The following is a 19,433-nucleotide window of genomic DNA, read 5'->3' as shown; positions in this document are numbered from 1 at the left end:
GTGTGCGACCGCGCCGACCCCACGGGACTCGACCGGCAGCGGCGGGTGCCCGACGCGAGCTCACGTCCAGCTTGGGCGGCGGCGTTCAAGCTCTGCACGGTCGCGGCCGAGCATCCGGCGTGGGGCGATCAGGCTTGACTTGTGTTCGACGCATGCGAATGCGAGGTGAACCGTCCTGGGATCGCGAGAGGCTGACGTTCAGGCCACCTCGCCCCGTTGGGCGATGGTGTGAGCATACATGACTTCTCGTTCGATTGGTGTCATGTAGTCGATGGATGAGTGGATTCTTTCGTTGTTGTACCAACGAACCCACTCGGCGGTCTCGCGTTCGACCTCCCGAAGACCGGCCCAGTTCCGGCGGCGCGCGCCGGGCACGATCAGCTCGGTCTTGTAGAGACCGATCGTGGATTCCATCACGGCGTTGTCCAGGGCATCCCCGACCGTGCCGATCGATCCCGCGACCCCGGCCGCGGCGAGTTCCTCGGTGAACGCCAACGCCGTGTACTGCGAGCCGGCGTCGGTGATGAACGAGACGTAGCAGAACCCGCTCCCAGTCCACATAGGTGAAGTCCGCGACCCAGATCGCGTCCGGCCGGTTCGGCGTCTTCCAGCCGCGTCTGACCAGGTCCGGGTGCCGCGGCGCGCGCTCGTCCCGGGTCGTCGTGGCGGTGTGGTGCGCGCCGCGGCGGACCCCCTGGATGCCCGCGATCCGCATCAGCCGACCCACCTGATCGCGCCCGATCCGCAGGCCGGCACGACGTGCGGCATGCCACATCCTCGCCCTCGCCGGCACCGACGTCCGGTCGAAGCCCTACGCGGCCCGCCGGGCCCTCCTCGAGGACCTGCTGGGCCGACAGCTCCCGCCCGGGCTCGTGCTGATGGCCCATGACCACCGATCTCACCGTTGCCCGCACCTGGATGCTCGACCACAGCCATCCCGGAGTCGAAGGCGTGGTCGTCAAACGCCTGACCCACACCTATCGCCCCAGCGGCGGCCGGCCCTGGTTGAAGATCCGCACCAGGCTGACAGCCGAAGCTGTCGTGGGCGGGTCCTCGGCGCGCTCGACCACCCCGAGGCCGTCGTCTGCTGACCCCGGCCGCCGCCGGCCACCCCTGGCCGCTGGCCATCCCGTCCAGCTGGCTCGGGCAGCTGCCGAGCAAACCCGTCGACTACCGGCCCGTCGTACCGGACCGGGTTGTGGAGCTGGACGTTGATGAGCGCGTTGATCCACGTTCTTCATGCGACGACATATTCCTTCTTCAGATGAAGGATGGTGCTGAATTCCTCTGATCAGGTGCCCTTCACCGCGCTGGATGCGGCCATGAGTCATATCGGGGCGGGGGGCGTATCGTGTCTGGTTCAGCCGCTCTACCGGACAGCCAAACGCTACGAAAGCATCATCCGATGAAACTCGCAACGTTTCTAACTGACCGAGATGTGGATGTGGTCGTAGTGGCAGCCTGTGATGTTGTTCGGGTCGGGGCAGTGGTAGGTGTCGGAGCGGTAGGTGGTCCAGGTCGGGGATTGTGCTGACCAGATTTGTCCTTGCCAGATGAGGTAGCGGATGCGGTAGGCGGCGTGGACGGTTGCGAGCCACTGCGCGATCTGCCAGCCGCGGGCGACGGCGGTGGGGTCGTCGGGGTTGTAGAACAGGTCGCAGGCTTTGCCGCGGGGGTGGTCGCTTTCGGGGTTGTGCAGGTGCGGGTCCCAGCAGGTCGCGCCACTACTGGTCGCCCCCGCCGAGGCGAGTGCCTGGTAGAGGGCGTGCATGCGTGGGGTGACGTGTCCGCCGGTACCGGTGGGATCGGGCAGGACGGCCTGGCCGTCGAGCCCGGGGGCGTCCGGCGGATCGGTTTGGCGGTAGCGGGCGGCGCCGTCGAGGACCTGCTGGACGTAGGAGTCGACGTGGTTGTACGCGAAGATCGCGCGGGTCGGGTCGGCGGGGGCGCCGTTGTCGCAGAGGTAGAACGCGGCGGCGTGGATGGCGTCGTGGGGGTTGTAGCGCGACGGCGGGCTGGCGCCACCGGGTGGGATGTGATGGCGGGTGAGGATCTCCTCCCAGGTGGTCGGAAGGATCTGCATGACGCCTGCGGCGCCGTACGGGTTCTCCCCGGAGCGGACTCCGGGGAGATCGCTGCGGCCGTGGTCGGATTCAATCTTGCCGATGGCGGCGAGCACGGCCCAGTCCAGCCCGGGACAGACCGTGGCCGCCTGCTGGTAGCGGCGAAGGTAGTCGGCCGGGATGTCGGTGAGCGCGGTACTGCTGGGGCGAGGTGCCGGGGTAGCTGTGGCGTCGGCGAGCGCCGCGGTAGCGACGGCGACGCTCCCGACCACGACCACCAGCAGCGCCGAAACGGCGACCACGACCAGCTTCACGCGTCACCACCGCCTCGCGCGATGAGATGGTGAGCGGCCTCTGTGGAGGGTGCGCCGGGGCGGCAAGGGTGGCGGCGCGGGCAGCTCAAGTCCGGAACCGGGCCGGTCGAGCTCGTCGACCGGGACGGCGCGGCTGGGGGAATGACGTCGAGGGTCGCGGGGGTCGTGGTGCGGCCCCCGGTCCCTGTGGGGCCGTCTTGGGGGCCGGAGTGTGCTGGCGAGTTCGGTGAGGGTGAGGCGGCGCCCGTCGGCGTCCGGCGCGAGGTGTGCGGTGACGGGCCGCCACACACGGCCGAGTTGATCAGCGTCGCGGCGCCCGCGGTGAACTGGGGGTGCGGCCGTGGCGAGGGGCACGAGTTCGGGGTGGGGGAGTGTGCGCAGGGCGTGGGTGAGCGCGGCGCGGGCGCCGGGTTCGCGGCCGGGGCGGGCGGTCCAGATCAGTAGCGGGGTGGCGATTCCGGTGGCGGTGGCGAGGCGGTAGTAGCCGTGCAGTTTGGCCGCGAGTACGGCGAGCGCCTCGGTTCCGGTGTCGTATTCGACGAACGCCTCCCACCACGTTCCCGCCCCGCGACGCGACGACTCGCGCTCGTCGTGTCTACCCAGCCGGGCCGGATCGCTGCTGGGGTTGTTGGCCGGCCCGGGATCGTGCTGGGCCGGATGGGTTCGGTGGGCGGTGAGGGTGAGGTAGGCGTCGGGTCGGGTGTGGTGGCCGAAGTAGCGGGCGCAGCGGGTGGGTGACCACCAGCGGGTGAGGGTGATGTCCGGGGTGGTGGCGAGCCGGCAGATGACGTCGTTGGTGGCGCTGTCGTGGGCGAGGGTGTGGCGGTGTGCGGCGGCGAGTGCCCGGTCGTGGCGCCACCCGAGCTGGTGGGTGTCGATGCCTTCTTCCGCGGCGATGACCCGCGCGCCGACCGGGCCGAGGATGTGGTGCAGCGGGAAGGAGCCGTGCGTGGTGAACGGCCGGAACCGGTCGGTCACCTGTAGGGCGTGCAGGGTGCGGAGTCGGGCTTGGGTCATGCGCAGCGACGCGAATCCCAACAGGACCAGTTGTGGGGTGGTGAGGTGGCCGTGTTCGTGCAGCATCCGGATCAGCCACCGGTCCCGCGGGGTGAGGCGCGCGACGATCCTGCCCGGCCCTGGCCGATCGGCCCGCCGGCCACCCGCGGTACTGGCCGAGCGGGAGCGTGAGGAACGGTGCCGGGCCGCGGACCCGTGCGGTCCGTTCGAGGCGCGGCTGTCTCGCATGATCAGTTCTCCGTTCGGGGTGAGGGAATCCGCGCAGGCCGGGTTTGCCGCGGCGGCCGTGGTCCGGCGTGGCTGGGTAAGGGCTGGGACGGCAGGTCGCCACGGCCACCAAATTGGTGAGGGACCGCCGAGGCGGTCGCTGCAGATCGAGGTGCCGCGGAGTAGCCGAGCCCGGTGATTGCGGCGAGCCTGCTGTCTGGGACTGGCGCCGTGGGTGAAGCCGCGTGGGCGGGCTCAGGCGGCAGGGCCGTGGCGGGGCTGGGTGTGGTGGGGGAGGGGGCGGGTGGTGAGGGTGAAGGCGGGGGTGGTGGCGCCGTTGACGATGAGGCGGGCGGCGGCGTGGAAGCCATCGAGGTTGGCGAGGTCGTGTTCGCTGAGTTCGGGGCGGGTGTGGCGGGCGAGGTCGCGGGCGTCGTCGGGGCTGACGGAGAAGATGATTTTGTTGCGGGCGTTGGTGGCGATCCCGTCGCGCAGGGGGCGGGGGAGTTGGGCCAGGTGTTGGTTGGCCAGGGTGATGGAGACGTGGAAGCCGCGGGCTTCGGCGAGCATCTCTTCGATGGTGTAGGGCAGGTTGAGGAAGTTCTGGCATTCGTCGAGCACGAGTGAGGCGTCGGCTCGCGTGAATGCGGGTTGGTGGGCGCGAGCGGTGGTGGCTTGCCAGGCCTGGGCGAGGATCAGTGAGCCGATGAGGCGGGTGGTGTCGTCGCCGAGGCGGCCTTTCGGCAGGCGGGCGAGCAGGATGCCGCCGCGGTCGAGGACGTGGGTGAGGCTGACGGTGGACCGGCCGTCAGACCTGCCGCCCGGCTGGTCGCCGGCGAGTAGGTGGTGGGCGAACGGGCGCAGCAGGACGGCGCGGAGTTTGTTGAGCAGGGGTGCGGTGATGGTGGTGCGGGCGGGGTCGGAGAGCTGGTTGTAGGTGTGCCAGAACCCGCGCAGCAGCGGGTCGCGCAGGTGCCGGCTGGCGCGGTAGCGGGCGGTGGGATCGGTGAGCAGGGCCGGTACCTGGGCGAGGGTCGGGGTCTCGGGCGATGCGCGCAGGGTGAGCAGGGCGACCCGGAGCAGGTCCTCGGTGCGTGGCCCCCAGGTGGCCGCCCACAGGCGGGCGAAGACGGAGACGATGTTCTCCACGAGCGGGTCGCCCGCCCACCGGGTGCGCAGCGCGGCCTCGGCGGCTGGGTGCGAGGCGAGCGGGTTGAGGCAGGGCGGTGGGCGGTTCGCGTCCGGGTCGAGCACCACCACGCGCCCGGCCCGCCACGCCTCAGCCGGGAGGTGGTGGGTGATGTCGTTGATCAGGTCGCCTTTGGGGTCGATGACCAGCACGCCGCGGCCGGCGTGGGCGTCGTCGAGCACCAGCTGGGCGAGTAGGGAGGACTTGCCGGAGCCGGTCGGGCCGATCACGTGCAGGTGATGGCGGGCATCGGCGACGGCGAGCCCGACAGCCCGCCCGCGTCGCTGTCCTGCTGCCCCGGGGCTGGGCGAGCCCGGCCGGTCCGCCTGGTTGCGTCCGGGGTTCGAGGTGATGGAGGTCAGGGGTGTGGCGTCGCTGTCGCCGAGGAGTTTCACGCCGGGCCCGGGGTGCGGGATCTGTGGGGGTGGGGCGATCGCAGCGGCCCCGGCCCTGCGTAGCCCGGGGATGTGCTCGTCGGTGGGCAGGTGCGCGATCGCGGCCAGCTCGGCCACCGACAACACGTCCCCGCGACCGAGGCGCCGGGCCCGCATCGTGTGCAGGGGGTGGCGGAGACGGTGGCGGCGGTAGTGGTTGTGGTCGGAGAACCCGGCGAATGCCGAGGCGAGTGCGTGTGCCCGCCCGCGCAGCACCGCCCGGGCCCGCGCCTGCGCCTGCGCGAGCCCGGCCGCGGTGCCGTCGTGTTCGGGCAGTGGGGTGGTGGTGGCGTAGCGGACGAGGGTGGCGTAGGCGCCGCCCCGGGTCTTCGCGGCGGCGGCGCGGTGCTCGGCGGAGGCGACCAGCCGCTCCCGCGGCCCCACCTGCACGGATCGTGACGCAGAGCCCGTGATGGTGGTGCGGCGATCGCCGGCGGCGGGGGTGGCGATGTCGAGGACCTCCCGCAGCAACATCACAGCGGTGCCGAGCAGGCCGCGGACGAGCGGCCCCGCCACGCCGAACACCCCACCGGTGGGGCCGTGGGTGCGGGTGGTGAGGCGGCGGCCGGTGATGGGGCGGGCGAGGATCTGCACGCCGGCGTACTCGCCGGGGCCGAGCGGGCCGGGCGCGGCCAGTAGCGCCCGGATCGGGTCCGGGCGGCGTGGGTCGTGCCCGATCGGCAGCGCGTCACCGCGAGCCAGCCGTAGTTCGCCGCCGGCCACGACGAGCTGTCCTGGCTGCACACTCCTCGCCGGTTGCTGCGGCAGCGGGAAGAGGCGCCGCGGTGTCGGGGACCGGTGTGGTGGTGCGGGGGCGGTGGTGGTGCGGGCGCCGGGCCAGGCCGCGGTGATGGCCTGTTCGATCAGCCCGGGTGGGATCGGGCCGGGTACCCAGATGCGGATCTGGATGCCGTGCTGGCTGCTCAGGTAGTCGAACCCGAGGTGGGGTTGGCCGTGCCACAGCCGGGCCCAGCGGGGGCGGAGCAGGCCGAGCAGGTTCGCCCACAACGCGACGGCGCCGTCGGGATCGACCCGGGGCGGCGGCAGGATCGTGACCAGCCGCGCGTTGGCGTGGCAGCGCGCCTGCTGACGCCCCATCCGCCACCGGTGACCCGCGCTAACGGTAGCTATCACGGCGGCCGCGGCACCCGCGGTGGTGGCCGCCCACCCCGCCCACTCCGTCAGCTGCTCGGCCGCCCCGCCAGCGCTCAGCTCGTCCACCAAGGCTGTCGTGATCGCGGTGTTGGGGTGGCTCACCAGGCCTCCGTGGCGCGCCGTGCGGGTGGGTGAGGACCGGTGGGTGTGGGGTGGTCGAGGTTGATCCAGTCGGGGGCGGTGGTGGTGTCGGCGAGCTGGCGGGGGTCGGTGGTGATCAGGGTGTCCTCCAGTGGGGAGGCGATCGCGGCGAACGCGGCCTGGCGTGGGCCGGCGAGCAGCAGGCCGTGGCCGCGTTCGGCGGCGGCGAGGAAGGCGCGTTGCCCGGCCGAGAGGTGAAAGGCGGCGGCGACGGGGTCCAGGGCCTGGGGTGCTTGGCCCATCAGGATCTGGGTGGCGCTGTTGGTGATCACGGCGCGGCCCAGGTCCGAGCCCAGCACGTCGTCGACGTCCTGGGTGGACACGGTCAACCCGGTCCAGTACTTGCGGGCGGATTTCGCGGTGCGCAGCAGGAACCGGGCGGCGGCCTCGGATTGCAGCAGCAGCCAGGCCTCGTCCACGGTGACCAGGCGGGGGCGTCGGTCGTAAGGGTGGGTGACACTGCGCCAGATCGCGTCGAGCACCAGCAGCATGCCGAGGGGTTTGACCTCCTCGGCCAGCTCGCGCAGCGACCACACCACCAGATGCCCGGCCGGTGGGGTGGTGGTCGGACCGGCGAACAGGTCGGCGAACGCGCCGTCCACGTACGGCGCCAGTCGTGCCGCCAGCCCGGCCGCCACCTCACCCAACTCCCCACCCGACCCCTCAGCCGACTTCTCGCTGCTACCGGCCGTGTCGGGGCTGGCGCCGCTGCTGGTGGACACGGTCTGGCCGGCAGTGTGCGGGGGGTGGGCGAGCTGGTGGAGGGCGGCCCGTAGGTCGCGCAATAGCGGCGCCGGTTGGGGCCAGGTGGCCGGGTCGTCGGTGATCCCGGCGTGCCGGTAGGTGGTGGTGATGGCGGTGTCGAGGACCGCGCGCTCGGCCGGGGTGGGGTGGCCGAGGGCGAGCGCGAGGAAGGTGTGCAGGAACAGCTGCCGGCGGCGCAGGGTGTCCGGGGCGGCGATCCGCGCCCCCGATCCGGGGTGGGTGTGCACGGGGAGTTCGAAGGGGTTGAGCCGCACCCCGGGGGCGCCGGGTCGGATGATGGTGCCGCCGACCGCGGCCGCGAGCCGGGTGAACTCGGACTCGGGGTCGATCACGTGGGCGTGGACGCCGCGGTAGAGGTTGCGCAGCAGCTCCAGCTTGATCAGATACGACTTCCCCGAGCCGCTGCGACCCAAGACGATCGCGTTGTAGTTGTCCAGGGCGAAGCGGTCCCAGAACAGCAGGCTGCCCGGGGCGCCGAGGTTGTGCCCGTAGAACACCCCACCCACCCCGCTGGCCCGGCCGGCGGTGTGAGGCGCGCCCCACACGCTGGGGGGTTCGGGGGTGGGGAGGTCGGGGCTGGCGAACGGGAATGCGTAGGCCAGGGCGTCGGTGTCCATGACCCGCCCGCCGGGCCCGATCGCGGAAACCGCGCCGAGCCGCCCGGCCGCATGGATCGGGGCGCCGGGGGTGAGGTGGTTGAGGCCGGTGGGCAGTCCGGTCCACCAGGCCAGCGCGGCGCGCCACGTGGTGGGGCGCAGGTCGATGAGCAGGCTCGCGGCGACTGCCCGTAGTGCGGCGACTTCGTCGTCGAGGTCGGCGCGGGTGCCCGCGTGCACGGTGAGAGTGAGGGTGAGCGCGTAGAGGTGGGCTTCGGCGCGGGCGACCCGGTCGGCGAGGGCGTAGGCGTCCTCGGTGGCGGCCTCGATGTGCGGGTCGAGCAGCCGCCCGTGTTCGGCGGTGGAGCGGCGCCCGGATTCGAGGCGGCCGAGCTGGCGCTCCAGCCGGGCCGCCGCGATGGCGGGGTCGATCGGGGTGATGTGCAGCGACACGTCGACCAGGCCGGGGTGATGGGTCAGCGGCGTCAACCAGCCCGGGTAGACGGTGCGCGGATACCCGGTCACCGACAACGTCGCCACCCAGGCGTCCCCCACCTGCAGATGCCGCGACCCCACCACCAGCGACCCCGGATCGAACAGCCCCGGCATCCGGCTGCGAGCGCGTCGCAGGCCGGTGCGGGCGGCTCGGATGCGCGCGGACAACAGTGGCTTCATCCGAGGTACCCCTTCGCTCCCGGCGCCCAGCTCCAGGGCAGCGCCTCGCTGTCGCGCTCGCCCGGCCGCCCGGCGGTCGCGGCAGGTCGGATCGGGTGGACGGCGTGCAGGTTGTGGTCCTCGAGCTGCTGGTCATCCGGCTCGCCGCCGTCATCGCCCGTGACGGCGGCGAGGTCGGCGAGGTCGTAGAGATCCGCGGTGTCCGCATCGGTGTCGATGTCGCTGGTTTCCCGGTCGCTGGCGGAGCGCCAGCCATCGCGTGTCACCGCGACCGGTGCCGCGCCGCTTCGCGTGGCGCCACGAGCCGTGCCCGAATGTCGTGCATGGCCGCGAGGCGCTGCCCGGTTGATCAGGTGAGCATCGCGCGGCTGGTCGCCCGGTTCGGATGGCGGCGGCGGCCACGACCAGCTGGGCTGGTCGATCGGTCGCAGGTTGGGCGGCCCTGGTGGGGGCACGGGCAGACGCGCGGGTGCGGGCGGAGTGGGCAGGTGTGGGGTGAGGTGGTGGTCGGGGTGGGTGGCGGCGTGCAGCGTTCTTGCGGTGGTGTGCGGGTCGAGGGGGGTGACGCGTAGCCCGAGGGCGCCGAGTAGGTGGTCGGCTTCCTCGGCGCGGCGCAGTAGCTGTTCCTCGGCGGCGCGGACGGCGCGCCTGACTCGAGTCCTCGGGGCCTGGCCGCCGTCCCCGCCGCCGCCTTGGTGCGCCGTGGGTGGGCTGGGTTCGTGGAACACGAGGTAAATCCGTCGGTGCAGCAGGTCGGTGTGTTGGGCGAGGTCGGTGAGGTGATCGGCGTGGGCGTGCGCGGCGGCGGCCAGCGCCGGGTGCGGTAGCGCGTCGGCGTCGGTGCGCAGGTGGTCGACATGCCCGGTGAGGTCCAGAGGGGTGGTGCGCACGAGGATCTGCACGTTGCAGGTGAGGGAGTGCAGCCAGCGGGACATGCCGGCGACGAGCTGGTCCTGCTCGGCCGGTGAGCGCAGGGTCAGGCTGATCGGGCTGACCGCGCACAGCAGGGCCAGCCCGTACCGGCCGAGGTCGACCAGCCCGGCCTCCCGGCTGACCCGCGACCCACGCACAGCGCGGGCCGGCACCCACGGCACCACCACGCGCCCCGCGCCATCCCGACGGCGGCGACCCGTCCGGGATCCCGGCTCGGCCTCGAGGGTCTTGTGGGTGTCGAGGGCGGATTCGGATGGGGCGAGTGCGTGGTGTGGGTGGAGGGTGGGGGTGGCGAGGCGTTGGCGGGCGGCCGCGACCAGGAGCCGGTCCAGGGGCATCCCGTCGCGGCGGCCCAGCGCCAGCGCGAGCCCGGCCACCCCGGCCGGGACCGCCAGCGCGGTGAACACCAGCCCGCGCAGCACCGGCGCTGTCTGGGCCCAGGCCGGGCTCCACGCCGGTAGCACGCGGAAAAGCAACATCCAGACCCCGTAGAGGGCTGCGCCGGCGGTGGCGAGGATGGCGAGCTGTCGGGCGGTGAGGTCCCCGATCAGCCGGTCCTCGCGGTCGACATCGGCGGGGACCCGAACCGGTGAGGTCATGAGGTGCTCCTTCGCGGACGCCGCGGACGCCGCGTCACGCCATCTCCTGTCGGACCCGCTGTGCGGGAGCCCTCACCGGGCGAGTTCGGGCGCGGCGAGCCGGGAGACGGGGCCGGCGGTGCGGGTGGTGCGGGTGGTGCGGGCGCGGGTGGTGGGGGCGCAGCTGTCGGGGGTGCGGATGGTGCTGTGGGGTGGGCATCGAGCGGAAGATGCAGCTGTCGCCCGGGCGGCCGCGCCCGAGGCGAGCCCGCCGGCCAAGCTGCCGGTGCGGGCACCGGTGGTGAGGGTGGCGTGGGTCGGGGGTGTCGGGTGAGGCCCTCGAGGGGCAGGGGGTACTGCCCGCCGGGCAGGGCGCGCACGTCCTGGTAGCGGTCGATGGGCAGGTCGTCGTAGGGCAGCTCGAGCTGTTCGACCCGCCGGGGCCGGGGTCGGGGTGCAGGTGGTGTTGAGGCGGCGGGGCTGAGGGGCGGGGCGGCGGGTCGTCGTCGGCGAGGGAGCCGGCCCAGCGGCAGCGGGTACTGCCCGGTCGAGCGCAACGGCCGAGTGCCGGAGTAGACGAACGCCAGCGGGTCGTGCAGCGGTAGCTCCAGCTGCCGCCCGGCCGCGTCCGTCCATGGAGCCCCGGGAGCCGCCGGCGCACTCGGCCCACCGGCACCGGCAGCGGCACCGGCAGCGGCGGCGGCAGAGGTATCAGCGGGGCCCGGCTGCGCTGGAGGAACGCGGCGGGTGAAGATCGGAAGGCCGAGCTGTTCCGGCTCGCGCGTCTGGTCGAGTGGCAGCTGGAGCTGCTGCCCGCCGTGCCCGCGTCGGCCGCTGCCGCCTGCACCGCCGGAGTTCGCTGCGGCGGAGTTCGCGGTGGCGGGGTCTGTCGCAGTGTGAGGCGGGACGGGGCGGCTGGGGCGGCGGCGCTCGCGGTGCAGGCCGGGCAGCGGAAGCATCAGTTGCCCGTCGGGGGTCGCGCGTGCGCCTGCATACGGGTCGCTCTCGGCGTCGGAGGCAATGCTGCGGCGCCCTGGGTTTCCCTGTCCGCGGCGGCCGTGGCGTAGGAGGGATCCTGCCCCGCGGAGCAGACCGAATGTCTTGTAGGCGACGAACGCCCGCATCGCGGACCCGAGCATCGACCCGCCGCTGCGGCCGCGGATCGAGGCGAGCACCCAGAACGGGATCTTCCACAGGATCCACAGCAGAACGATGGTGACCAGCAGGTTGATCCACCCGGTCCTGCTCAGATCGGGCCCGAACACGCCTTCGCTGACGGCGGGGGTGTCACGGGTGGGGTCGCTGTCGTCGTTGAGGAACACCCGCAGCGCGGTCACCAGCACCAGGGACTGCAGGACCTGGATGGCCAGGCAGCCACCGAACGCCCGCCACCACCAGTACGCGACCGACTCGGTCTGCGGGAGGGCGTGCAGCATCAACGCCAGCGGCGCGGCGGCGATCAGCAGCACGGTGAACGCGACCCGAACGATGTAGACCAGCAGCAGCCCGATCAGCAGGATCGCGACGATCAGACCGAGCAGCAGCAGGAGCAGTCCCTCCTCGCCGGTGACGACCGCCAGGATCAGCTGGCTGAGCTCGTCGACGGTCTCGTCGGGGCTGGCGCCGCCGGCAGTGACCCCGACCGAGAGGCTGTTGGCGATCTCGATCGCTACCCCGGTTAGCGGTAGCGACAGGGCGGCGGCGAAGAACCCGACCAGCAGCCGCGGCAGCAGCTCGCGCAGGCCGTAGCGGGTCTGCACCGATTCGTGGGCCATCACGATGACCCCGCCCACGGTGATCAGCAGCCCGTAACAGGCCAACAGGATCTGCCACGAGCTCGACCACAACTCCTGCACCCGCGGCAACTGATCGAGCGTGGGGGTGGTCAACAACGTCCCGGACAGCAACTCCAACGCCGGGTTGAGCGCGTCGGTGATCACCCCACGCAACCAGGTGTTGATCGCGTCCGCGATACAGCCGCCCAGATCCGTGATCGAGCAGCCCGGCTGGCCGGCCGGTGCGGGTGCCAGACCGGAGCCGGGGACGAGGTCGTACTCGGACGGAAACCCCGGCGCCGGCGGCGCCGGGCCCACGCCGGGCCCGGCCGGGGGACCGCCACCGGGCGGGGTGCCCGGCTCGGGCACCGGAGCGGGCGGGGGCGGCGGAAGCGGGGCCGCGGCAGGGCGCCCGCCGGAAACGACGGTGACCACGGTGGCCCGGGATGTGAGGGCCGGGGATGTGAGGGGCCGGGATGCGGGGTCCTGGGCGGCGAGGCCGGCGCGGGCGAGGCTCGCGGTGGCGTTCGGTTCGGCGACTGCGCCTGGTGCGGCGGGGCGGGGCGTGCTCGCGTTGGCGGGCGCGGTCCAGCCGAAGACACCGGCGAGGGCCACTGTGGCCGTGGCAGCGAGCACGGCGCCGAGGCGGCGGCCCGTGCGAGATCGGGCCACCGGGGCTCGACCCGTTGGGACGTGGCGGCTCTCGATTCCGCCCGAGGCTGGCGCGGTCGTGGCGTGGGCCGGGGTGGGTCGCTGGCCGCGACTCGCCTGCCCGGGAAACCGGGTGCCCGTGGCCGTGGCCGTGGCGGCGGGTGTGGTTGTGGGGGTGGGCATCGTCGTCACAGCCCCACGACGCCTTGCAGAACGGTGACCAGCAGCGGGGCGAGCGCGGCCAGCGCGAACCCGATCCCGGCGTTGCGGAACGCGGTCTTGGCCCGCTGCACCTCGCCGGGGTCGCCGTCGGCCATCGTGTAGCGGATCCCGCCGATGGTGGCCATCACGGTGGCGAGACCGGCGAGGATGCCCATCAACCAGTTCCGGATGTTGGTCAGGACTTGGTCGACCGACTGGGCCTGCGCCAACACCATCCCTGCGCCGCCCTCGTGTGCGGCGGCCGGGGCTGAGGCCGCGAACAGGAGCGCCACGACCAGCAGCGCCGCCAGCGCGAACGCTGGGATGCGGGAGCGGGACCTCGCGAGGGTCGGGGAGGGCGCGGTGCGGGCACGCGGGTTGGGCGGTTGGCCAGCGGGGCGGGTGATTGCTGGGGTGAGGCCGGTGGTGGGGGTGTCGCCGGCTGTCGGCGTCGGAGTGGGGTTGGCAGGCGTGGTGGGCATCAGCTGGGCTCCGCATCGGATCGGAGGCCGGCGGGGTTGGTCCGCCTGCTGATGGGTGGGCCGCTGGGCCGGGTGGCGAGGCGCCGCCGCTTCTCGGGCCGCGGACGGACGTCGCTGTGGGAGTGGCCGCCGGGGATGTGGCCGGCGGGGGTGAGGCCGCCCGGACCGGAGTCGGCCGCCGCACGACTCCCGGATTGCTGCGGCGACGGGGTCCGGGGCAGGACGGGGCCCGGGGCTTCCGTGGAGCCGGTGGGCTGGGCGGGACGGCGATGAGGAACTCCGGCACCACCGGTCGGATCTGACAGCGGGTCGCTGGATCGGAGCAGCCGCCGTCGCGGCTGCTCGGGCACGCGCGGGCGGCGAGCCCGACGACTCCGACCAGCCGCCGATTCCCGCGCGGTAGCCGGGGCACTGGATCGGCCGCACCCGGGGCGCGAGCCGGAAGAACCATCACCGTCCACTGCGGACGCGCAGGCGTGGCCGCCGTTGCCGGTCTTGACCGAGGGCGAGGGGGCGGCCGGTGGGACCGTAGCGCTGGTGGAAGTGGTGACGGTGCGTGTCCGTCGGCGGGCGTCGTTGCGGGCGCGGCGCCGCCGCGTTGGGGACGGCTGCCCGGTCGCCGCCTGCGCTGTGGCGGGCGGGGCGGCGGGGCCGCGGGTGCTGATCGTGGCGGGCTCTGGGGTGGTGTCGGGGGCGGTGAGGTAGGCGAGCAGGCGGCGTTCGGCTCGGTAGCGGGCTGTGTTGGTGGCGGTGTAGGTCTGTCCGCGGGCGGCGGCGGCATCGGCGAGTCGGACGTGCTCGAGCCGGGTGGAGCCGATCAGCGCGGCCTCGTCCGCGGTGATGGCCTGGTCGGCGACCGCGCGGGCCAGGACGAGGTCGGGATGCCCGGCCGGCGGGTGCGGCGGGGTGGACTCGTGGCTGCGGTGTCCGACCGGGACCGGGGCGCGCAGCGCGTCCCGCACGGCGGCCAGCCCGCCCCGGTAGGCGGCCCAGCGCAGCGACACCAGCACCGCCGGCCGGTCGGGGTCGACCCGGGTCAGGCCGTGGAGGAACCCGGCGATGACCGCGGCGTGGATGTCGCTCGGGTCACCGGCGAAGCGGGCGCTCAAGATCCGGGCCACCCGCACCAGCACCGGCAGCGCCATCCCCGCAGCGGCGACGGTCCAGGTGCCGCCCTCGGCGCGGGCCCGGCGCACCAGGTGCGCCCACACCGCATCCCGCGTCGCCGCCGAACACCCGCGGCTCAGCAGCCGGGCGCGCAGCTCGTCCAGCGGGACCGGCCGATCCGGCAACCCCACGATTACCGACCCATCCACGCTGACCGGGTGGGGGCGGGCGCACAACCATTCCCACGCCACCCGCACCGCCTCCAACGACGCGCTACTGGGCGGAAATCCGCGCCGCGCACCCACTACGGGCGGGAAAGAATCACCAGGCAAGGCCACGTTCTCCCCTTTCTCGGCTCTCGTTCGTGACGAGGCGAGAAAAGGACGCCATAGCCGCTGCTACGACTCAGCGTCGTGCCTGTGTCGCACGCGCTACGTGCCAACCACGCGGCTACTACGGGCCGGGAACCAACGCTCGCGGGCAGCTACTACGGATCCGGCGGACGGCGGCCAGGTTCCGCTGGTGCTGCCTGTCCGAGCGCGTAGCAGGGCGCCGACGGCGGGAGTTTCTGCTGCTCAACGCTGAGTTCTGGTCGCTGTGCCGGACCGGCGTAGGGCAGACAGCGACGCAACTCCTACGAGAGCAGGCAGCGATGAGGCGCGCCGCCCGGTCTTTCGAAGGGGCGGGCACGACCGTCATGGCATCGCAGGACACGTGCGCGATGACTCCGGTTCAGCCGCATCGGGCGTCTCGGGCACAGCGACTTCCAGTCGCTTGACCCAGCCGGTGATAGCGGATCCCGTCGAGGCCACCGGCTCAGTCAAGTCGGGACGGTCGGCGGAAAAGACCGGCAGGTGTGTCAGAAACGCGGTTCGAAAGCGGAGTTAAGAGACGCCACGTCAGTCTCGACACGACAGGACACCGATGACACAACCCGCCCCCGCCCTTCCTGCACCGCTCACTCCGCACTCCTCCGCCCCCGCGCCCGGGCCGGATTCTCGGGCCGCCCGCACTCCGCGCTCCGCGGCACCCGCAGATCCACCGACCACCGGCAGCATCCGCCTCGTCCCGGATACCGCGCACACCCGGGGCCGCCGCGCGGCCCGTCCCGGATCGACGCGACGCCACGTGGATGCGGCGGCGCTTCCGACGACGGTGTGGACCGCCCCGTCCCCGGGCAGCGGCGCGTGCAGCACGGTCGGCCGGATCATGGCGGCATTCCCGGACCGCGCCCACAACGCCATCGTCCTCACCGCGGCACACCTCCACCGCTCCACACACCGCCACACCGACGCCGCCATTACGTCGCCGCCAGCCCCACCCCCGGACGCTCCCGCGGGCCGGGCAGCCCGAGCCAGCGAACCCACTGCGTTGTGGGCCGAGATACTCACTCCACGACCCGGGCATCGGCCGGTGCCGCCCTCGACTGCCGCAGCCGCCACCGCCAGCCGCACCCGCGGATCGAACGTTCCGGGCGGTGGCCAGGCCGTCATTCGACACGGTCGTACCGGTGACTCGGTGCTCACGGGCGAACCGGCCGCGGCGCCAACCGACCTCGAGGAGCCGCCCCCGGCGCTGGCGGCTGCGCGGCGGTGGGACCTCGTGGTCGTCGACCTCGGCTGCCGGCCGGCCGGTGATGGTCTCGGGCTGCTGGGGGCCAAGCTTCTCACCACCGGCGGTGTCCTCGCCGTACTCACCCACTGTGAGCAGATCGAGGGCCGGCTGCTGGACCCGATCGGCTCGATCGTCTCGTCCGCGCAGGCCGCGGACCTGCTCTACCTGCAGCACATCGTGTTGCTCACCGAGCGCCTGCACCCCACGCCCCGGGGGCATGCCGGCGATGCCGGGCAGCGCACCGACCCCGCCACCGGCATGGCCGGTAGCGAGGACTCCGGCCGCGGCGACGGTGTGACCGACCTTCTCTTGTTCCTCCAGCCAGGCGATACCGACCAAAGCGACTCGACCGACAGCGACTCGACCGACCGGGCTCACCCCAGCGGGGACCCGCTACCCGACGCCGCGCCCACACCGAGTGGCGCTGCGGGATCCGGTCTGCGGGCGCCCGGAGGTGCAGCATGAACCGTCGCGACCTGATCAACGCGTCCGGCCCGGACCTCAACCGCGACCGTGGGGGCGGGCGGATCGCCGCCCCTGAGGAGACAGGGGCGGCCAGCACTGTGGAGCGGTCGGCAGTTGCGACGGGGGCGCGGGGACGGGTGTGGTTGACCGGGCAACGGCCACCGCGCAGCCAGCGCGCCGGCCGGTACGTGCCGGGGTCGGTGGCGCATCCGGCGAAGATGCTGCCCGCGATCGCCGCGCACGCCATCGCCACCTACAGCCAGCCCGGGGACCTGGTGCTGGACCCGATGTGCGGAATCGGCACCACCATGGTCGAGGCCATCCGCGCCGGCCGCCGCGCCGTCGGGGTGGAATACGAACCCCGATGGGCGCACCTCGCCGCCGCGAACCTCGCCCTCGCCGCCGCCGACGGCCACACCACTCCCGCAAACGTGGTGCGCGGGGACGCGCGCCAGCTCGCCCACCTCCTCCCCGACGAGTTGCGAAGCCAGGTGGGGTTGATCGTCACCTCGCCCCCGTACGGGCCCTCCACCCACGGCCACGTCACCCACGACCCCAGCAACAAGATCGTCAAGATCAACCACCGGTACGGGTCGATCCTCGACCGCGGCAACCTCGCCAACATCGGCCACCACCGGCTACTGGTCGGGTTCACCCGCATCCTCACCGCTGCCACCGAGTTCCTCCAACCGGGAGGACACGTGGTGATCACCGTGCGGCCCTGGCGCGAACACGCCGAACTGATCGACCTGCCCGCCCAGATCACCACCTGCGGGGAAGCCGCCGGCCTCATTCCGGTGCAGCGCTGCGTCGCGTTGCTCGGCCGGATCACCGAGCACGGGCATCTGGTCGCACAGGGGTCGTTCTTCCAGCGCGACTTCATCACCAAACAGCGCCGCGCCGGGCTACCGCTGCATCTGATCGCCCACGAGGACGTGATCGTCCTGGCCAAACCAGCGACCACCGCGGCAGCTGCGGCATCCGCCGTCCCACCCGCAGCGGCACGCCCACCACAGGCCAGCCTCCCGCACTTAGCGGCTGGCGGGACGGACGAGCGGACGGCGGCATGAGCCGCCTCCAGTGGGGCGACCAAGCCAGCCGTGCCTCCTAGCCGGTGGCGTGACGTTCGCGCCCGCGGTGCTGGTGAGGGCCGCGACGGTGGCAGGCGACAGCGTGCCGGCAGTCGGGCGCCGATTCAGGGGTGGCGGTGAAGACGCGCTGGCTCTCTGTCCATTGACGAGCGTCCATAGATCCAGCGCGTGGTCCGTCCATGCGCCGATGCACCCACCACGTGCTGTTCCTGCAACTGATGATCCGGCATCATGAAGGCGGTAAACCGATGCTGCGCGTGGCTGCTGAGAACGCCGAGGTTGCGCAGGTGCGCAACCTCGCTTCGCAAATGCTCGAAGCGCAGCGGACGGGGACCGAGATGATGCGACGGATGCTCGCAGAACGAGGGGATGAGTCGCTGCCGGGCTAGGTGTGCTAGCGAATGAAATAGATGACGGCGAACAGGCCGATCCAGACCACGTCGACGAAGCGCCAGTAGTACGACATGACGATCGCCGCCGTTGTCTGCTGAGGCGTGAACTTACTGAATCGCGTCCGGAGGAGGAGCTAGGTGAATGCGACGAGCCCACCGATGACGTGCAGCCCGTGGAAGCCAGTGGTGAGGTAGAAGACGGTGCCATAGGCGTTGGACGCGAGCGTCGTGCCGTGCTCCACCAGCTGCACGTACTCGTAGGCCTGGCCGATCACGAACACGGCACCCATCAGCAGCGTGACCAGGTACCAGCGGCGCAGGCCGAAGGCGTCGCCACGCTCGGCCGCGCAGACGCCGAGCTGGCATGTGAACGACGACGCCACGAGGATGATCGTCACGGTGAGGGCGTACGGCACGTTCAGCTCGGTCGGAGGCGGCGGCCACTCGAGTTCCGGGGGATTCTGCGTCCGGGCTGTGAGGTAGATCGCGAACAGGCCGGCGAAGAACATCAGCTCACTGGACAGCCAGACGATCGTGCCGACGCTGACCAGGTTCGGCCAGTTCAGTGAATGAATGCGGTGGGCGATGGGGAGGCCGCGATCACTCACCCATCCTGCAGCATCAGCATCTTCTACTGGATGTCGAACTGCCTGTCAGGATATTCTGGATCCGTGCCGAGAGGCAACGGTTCCTCAGCGTGGTCTCAGCGCGGCCCGCTAGCATCGAAGCGGACTGAGGCGTCGGCCGGAACCCCCTCTGCGGCTGACGCCTCGGTCCCAGCTTTCCAGGCGGCGGCCCGCGTACCCGCTTCCGGATAGGAGAATTCATGACCTTTCCGGAGGCCTGAGGGCGACGGCCGTCATGAGCGCTCTCCCCGCCGTGCTGGTCTTCGCCGGGCTGCCGATTCTGATCGTCGCCATCGTCACGGTGGTCGTGTTCGCCACGACCAAGCCGCGTGCGCCGCGCCAACCGATCGATCCTCCCGCGGGCCTCGTGGCCGGCGCCATGCCGTGCCGGGTGGGGACGGGCACCGATGGTCGCCGGATTCATTTGCCTATGTCCGAGCCGACCGACGGCGACATCTCACCGTGCTTGCAACTCGCCTGCGCCGAGTGCGGCACCCCCTACCAGGAAGGTGGCAGTGCGCAGGTGCACTTCTCGAGCCCGCGACGTGCGATCGAGACGGCGCGGGCCAGGGGCTGGACGCTCGCGGGGTACCGGGTGCGCTGCCGCCGGTGCGCATGACATTCCAGCGCGCAACCACGGTTCAGAAGCAGTTCGAGGATTCGATGCTGAAAGACGCATCGCCTCGGAGCGGCCCGAGCCCGGATCCGCAACCGAGCTACCGTTGCCGGCGGCGCGGTTCACCGGCCCAGGCGATCCTGTGGCGCGACTGCGCCCACTTCGCCGAACCCGCCGACCCCGATCAGGCCAGCCGGCTGGAATGGGTGCCACTCACCCGCGTCTCCGTCGGTGGCGATCGAGTCGAAACGCCTCGCCGTTGAACCACTTCAGGCTGCGGGTGCTGACCCGGGGGCACGGACACTCCCGGACCGCGCGGAATGTGCCGCTACGCCGTGCCGTCCAG

13 protein-coding genes and 2 pseudogenes are annotated in these 19,433 nt (G+C 72.4%); 5 read left to right on the top strand and 10 right to left on the bottom strand.

Annotated elements, in window-relative coordinates; all coding sequences use genetic code 11:
* Positions 1–198 precede the first annotated feature (198 nt).
* From ABEA81_RS40665 to ABEA81_RS40625, 9 genes and pseudogenes are all read right to left on the bottom strand, one after another.
* Positions 199–778, bottom strand: a pseudogene (locus ABEA81_RS40665) (integrase core domain-containing protein); the annotation flags it as partial.
* Between the two features lie 645 nt (positions 779–1,423).
* Complete coding sequence (locus ABEA81_RS40660; RefSeq protein WP_345613149.1) at positions 1,424–2,377, bottom strand: lytic transglycosylase domain-containing protein; 954 nt, start codon at positions 2,375–2,377, stop codon at positions 1,424–1,426.
* 3 nt (positions 2,378–2,380) lie between these two features.
* Positions 2,381–3,460, bottom strand: coding sequence for a replication-relaxation family protein (locus ABEA81_RS40655; protein WP_345613147.1), 1,080 nt, complete (start codon positions 3,458–3,460; stop codon positions 2,381–2,383).
* 396 nt (positions 3,461–3,856) lie between these two features.
* Complete coding sequence (locus ABEA81_RS40650) at positions 3,857–6,481, bottom strand: type VI secretion protein (RefSeq protein WP_345613145.1); 2,625 nt, start codon at positions 6,479–6,481, stop codon at positions 3,857–3,859.
* Positions 6,478–8,556: a VirB4 family type IV secretion system protein gene (locus ABEA81_RS40645; RefSeq protein WP_345613143.1), complete on the bottom strand. Its 2,079-nt coding sequence runs from the start codon at positions 8,554–8,556 to the stop codon at positions 6,478–6,480. The genes ABEA81_RS40650 and ABEA81_RS40645 overlap by 4 nt, the downstream gene beginning before the upstream one ends.
* The gene (locus ABEA81_RS40640; protein WP_345613141.1) at positions 8,553–10,088 is read right to left on the bottom strand and encodes a PrgI family protein; all 1,536 of its coding nucleotides are present in this window, start codon (positions 10,086–10,088) and stop codon (positions 8,553–8,555) included. Before ABEA81_RS40640 ends, ABEA81_RS40645 begins: the two co-directional genes overlap by 4 nt.
* Positions 10,085–12,514: a hypothetical protein gene (locus ABEA81_RS40635; protein ID WP_345613139.1), complete on the bottom strand. Its 2,430-nt coding sequence runs from the start codon at positions 12,512–12,514 to the stop codon at positions 10,085–10,087. The genes ABEA81_RS40640 and ABEA81_RS40635 overlap by 4 nt, the downstream gene beginning before the upstream one ends.
* A 167-nt stretch (positions 12,515–12,681) precedes the next feature.
* A complete protein-coding gene (locus ABEA81_RS40630; protein ID WP_345613137.1) occupies positions 12,682–13,176 on the bottom strand; it encodes a pilin in 495 nt (164 codons plus the stop codon).
* Positions 13,176–14,474: a sigma-70 family RNA polymerase sigma factor gene (locus tag ABEA81_RS40625; RefSeq protein WP_345613135.1), complete on the bottom strand. Its 1,299-nt coding sequence runs from the start codon at positions 14,472–14,474 to the stop codon at positions 13,176–13,178. Before ABEA81_RS40625 ends, ABEA81_RS40630 begins: the two co-directional genes overlap by 1 nt.
* A gap of 1,411 nt (positions 14,475–15,885) precedes the next feature.
* On the opposite strand from ABEA81_RS40625, the gene ABEA81_RS40620 reads away from it, so the two are divergent.
* The 3 genes from ABEA81_RS40620 to ABEA81_RS40610 all read left to right on the top strand — a co-directional run bounded on the left by ABEA81_RS40620 (position 15,886) and on the right by ABEA81_RS40610 (position 17,842).
* Complete coding sequence (locus ABEA81_RS40620; protein WP_345613133.1) at positions 15,886–16,362, top strand: hypothetical protein; 477 nt, start codon at positions 15,886–15,888, stop codon at positions 16,360–16,362.
* Positions 16,359–17,432, top strand: coding sequence for a TRM11 family SAM-dependent methyltransferase (locus ABEA81_RS40615; RefSeq protein ID WP_345613132.1), 1,074 nt, complete (start codon positions 16,359–16,361; stop codon positions 17,430–17,432). Before ABEA81_RS40620 ends, ABEA81_RS40615 begins: the two co-directional genes overlap by 4 nt.
* Positions 17,433–17,653: 221 nt before the next feature.
* Positions 17,654–17,842: a DUF305 domain-containing protein gene (locus ABEA81_RS40610; protein ID WP_345613130.1), complete on the top strand. Its 189-nt coding sequence runs from the start codon at positions 17,654–17,656 to the stop codon at positions 17,840–17,842.
* A 5-nt stretch (positions 17,843–17,847) separates the two neighbouring features.
* On the opposite strand, the pseudogene ctaE reads toward ABEA81_RS40610, so the two are convergent.
* Positions 17,848–18,453: pseudogene (ctaE, locus tag ABEA81_RS40605) on the bottom strand (aa3-type cytochrome oxidase subunit III).
* Positions 18,454–18,724: 271 nt separating this feature from the next.
* Between ctaE and ABEA81_RS40600 the strand changes: the two are divergent.
* Both ABEA81_RS40600 and ABEA81_RS40595 read left to right on the top strand, forming a co-directional pair.
* Positions 18,725–19,090, top strand: a complete 366-nt coding sequence (locus ABEA81_RS40600; protein ID WP_345613129.1) for a hypothetical protein — start codon at positions 18,725–18,727, stop codon at positions 19,088–19,090.
* On the top strand, positions 19,081–19,350 hold the full coding sequence (locus ABEA81_RS40595) for a hypothetical protein (RefSeq protein WP_345613128.1): 270 nt from the start codon (positions 19,081–19,083) through the stop codon (positions 19,348–19,350). Before ABEA81_RS40600 ends, ABEA81_RS40595 begins: the two co-directional genes overlap by 10 nt.
* Positions 19,351–19,433 lie beyond the last annotated feature (83 nt).

Source organism: Pseudonocardia adelaidensis, from assembly GCF_039543345.1.
GTDB lineage: Bacteria > Actinomycetota > Actinomycetes > Mycobacteriales > Pseudonocardiaceae > Pseudonocardia > Pseudonocardia adelaidensis.
The sequence above is the reverse complement of the archived record's forward strand: the minus strand, read 5'-3'. Positions and strand labels throughout refer to the sequence as shown.

Excerpts from the sequence above, each read along its gene's own strand:
- ABEA81_RS40655 (WP_345613147.1), bottom strand. The coding sequence starts at position 3,460 with ATGCTGCACGAACACGGCCACCTCACCACCCCACAACTGGTCCTGTTG.
- ABEA81_RS40640 (WP_345613141.1), bottom strand. The coding sequence starts at position 10,088 with ATGACCTCACCGGTTCGGGTCCCCGCCGATGTCGACCGCGAGGACCGG.
- ABEA81_RS40645 (WP_345613143.1), bottom strand. The coding sequence starts at position 8,556 with ATGAAGCCACTGTTGTCCGCGCGCATCCGAGCCGCCCGCACCGGCCTG.
- ABEA81_RS40630 (WP_345613137.1), bottom strand. The coding sequence starts at position 13,176 with ATGCCCACCACGCCTGCCAACCCCACTCCGACGCCGACAGCCGGCGAC.
- ABEA81_RS40615 (WP_345613132.1), top strand. The coding sequence starts at position 16,359 with ATGAACCGTCGCGACCTGATCAACGCGTCCGGCCCGGACCTCAACCGC.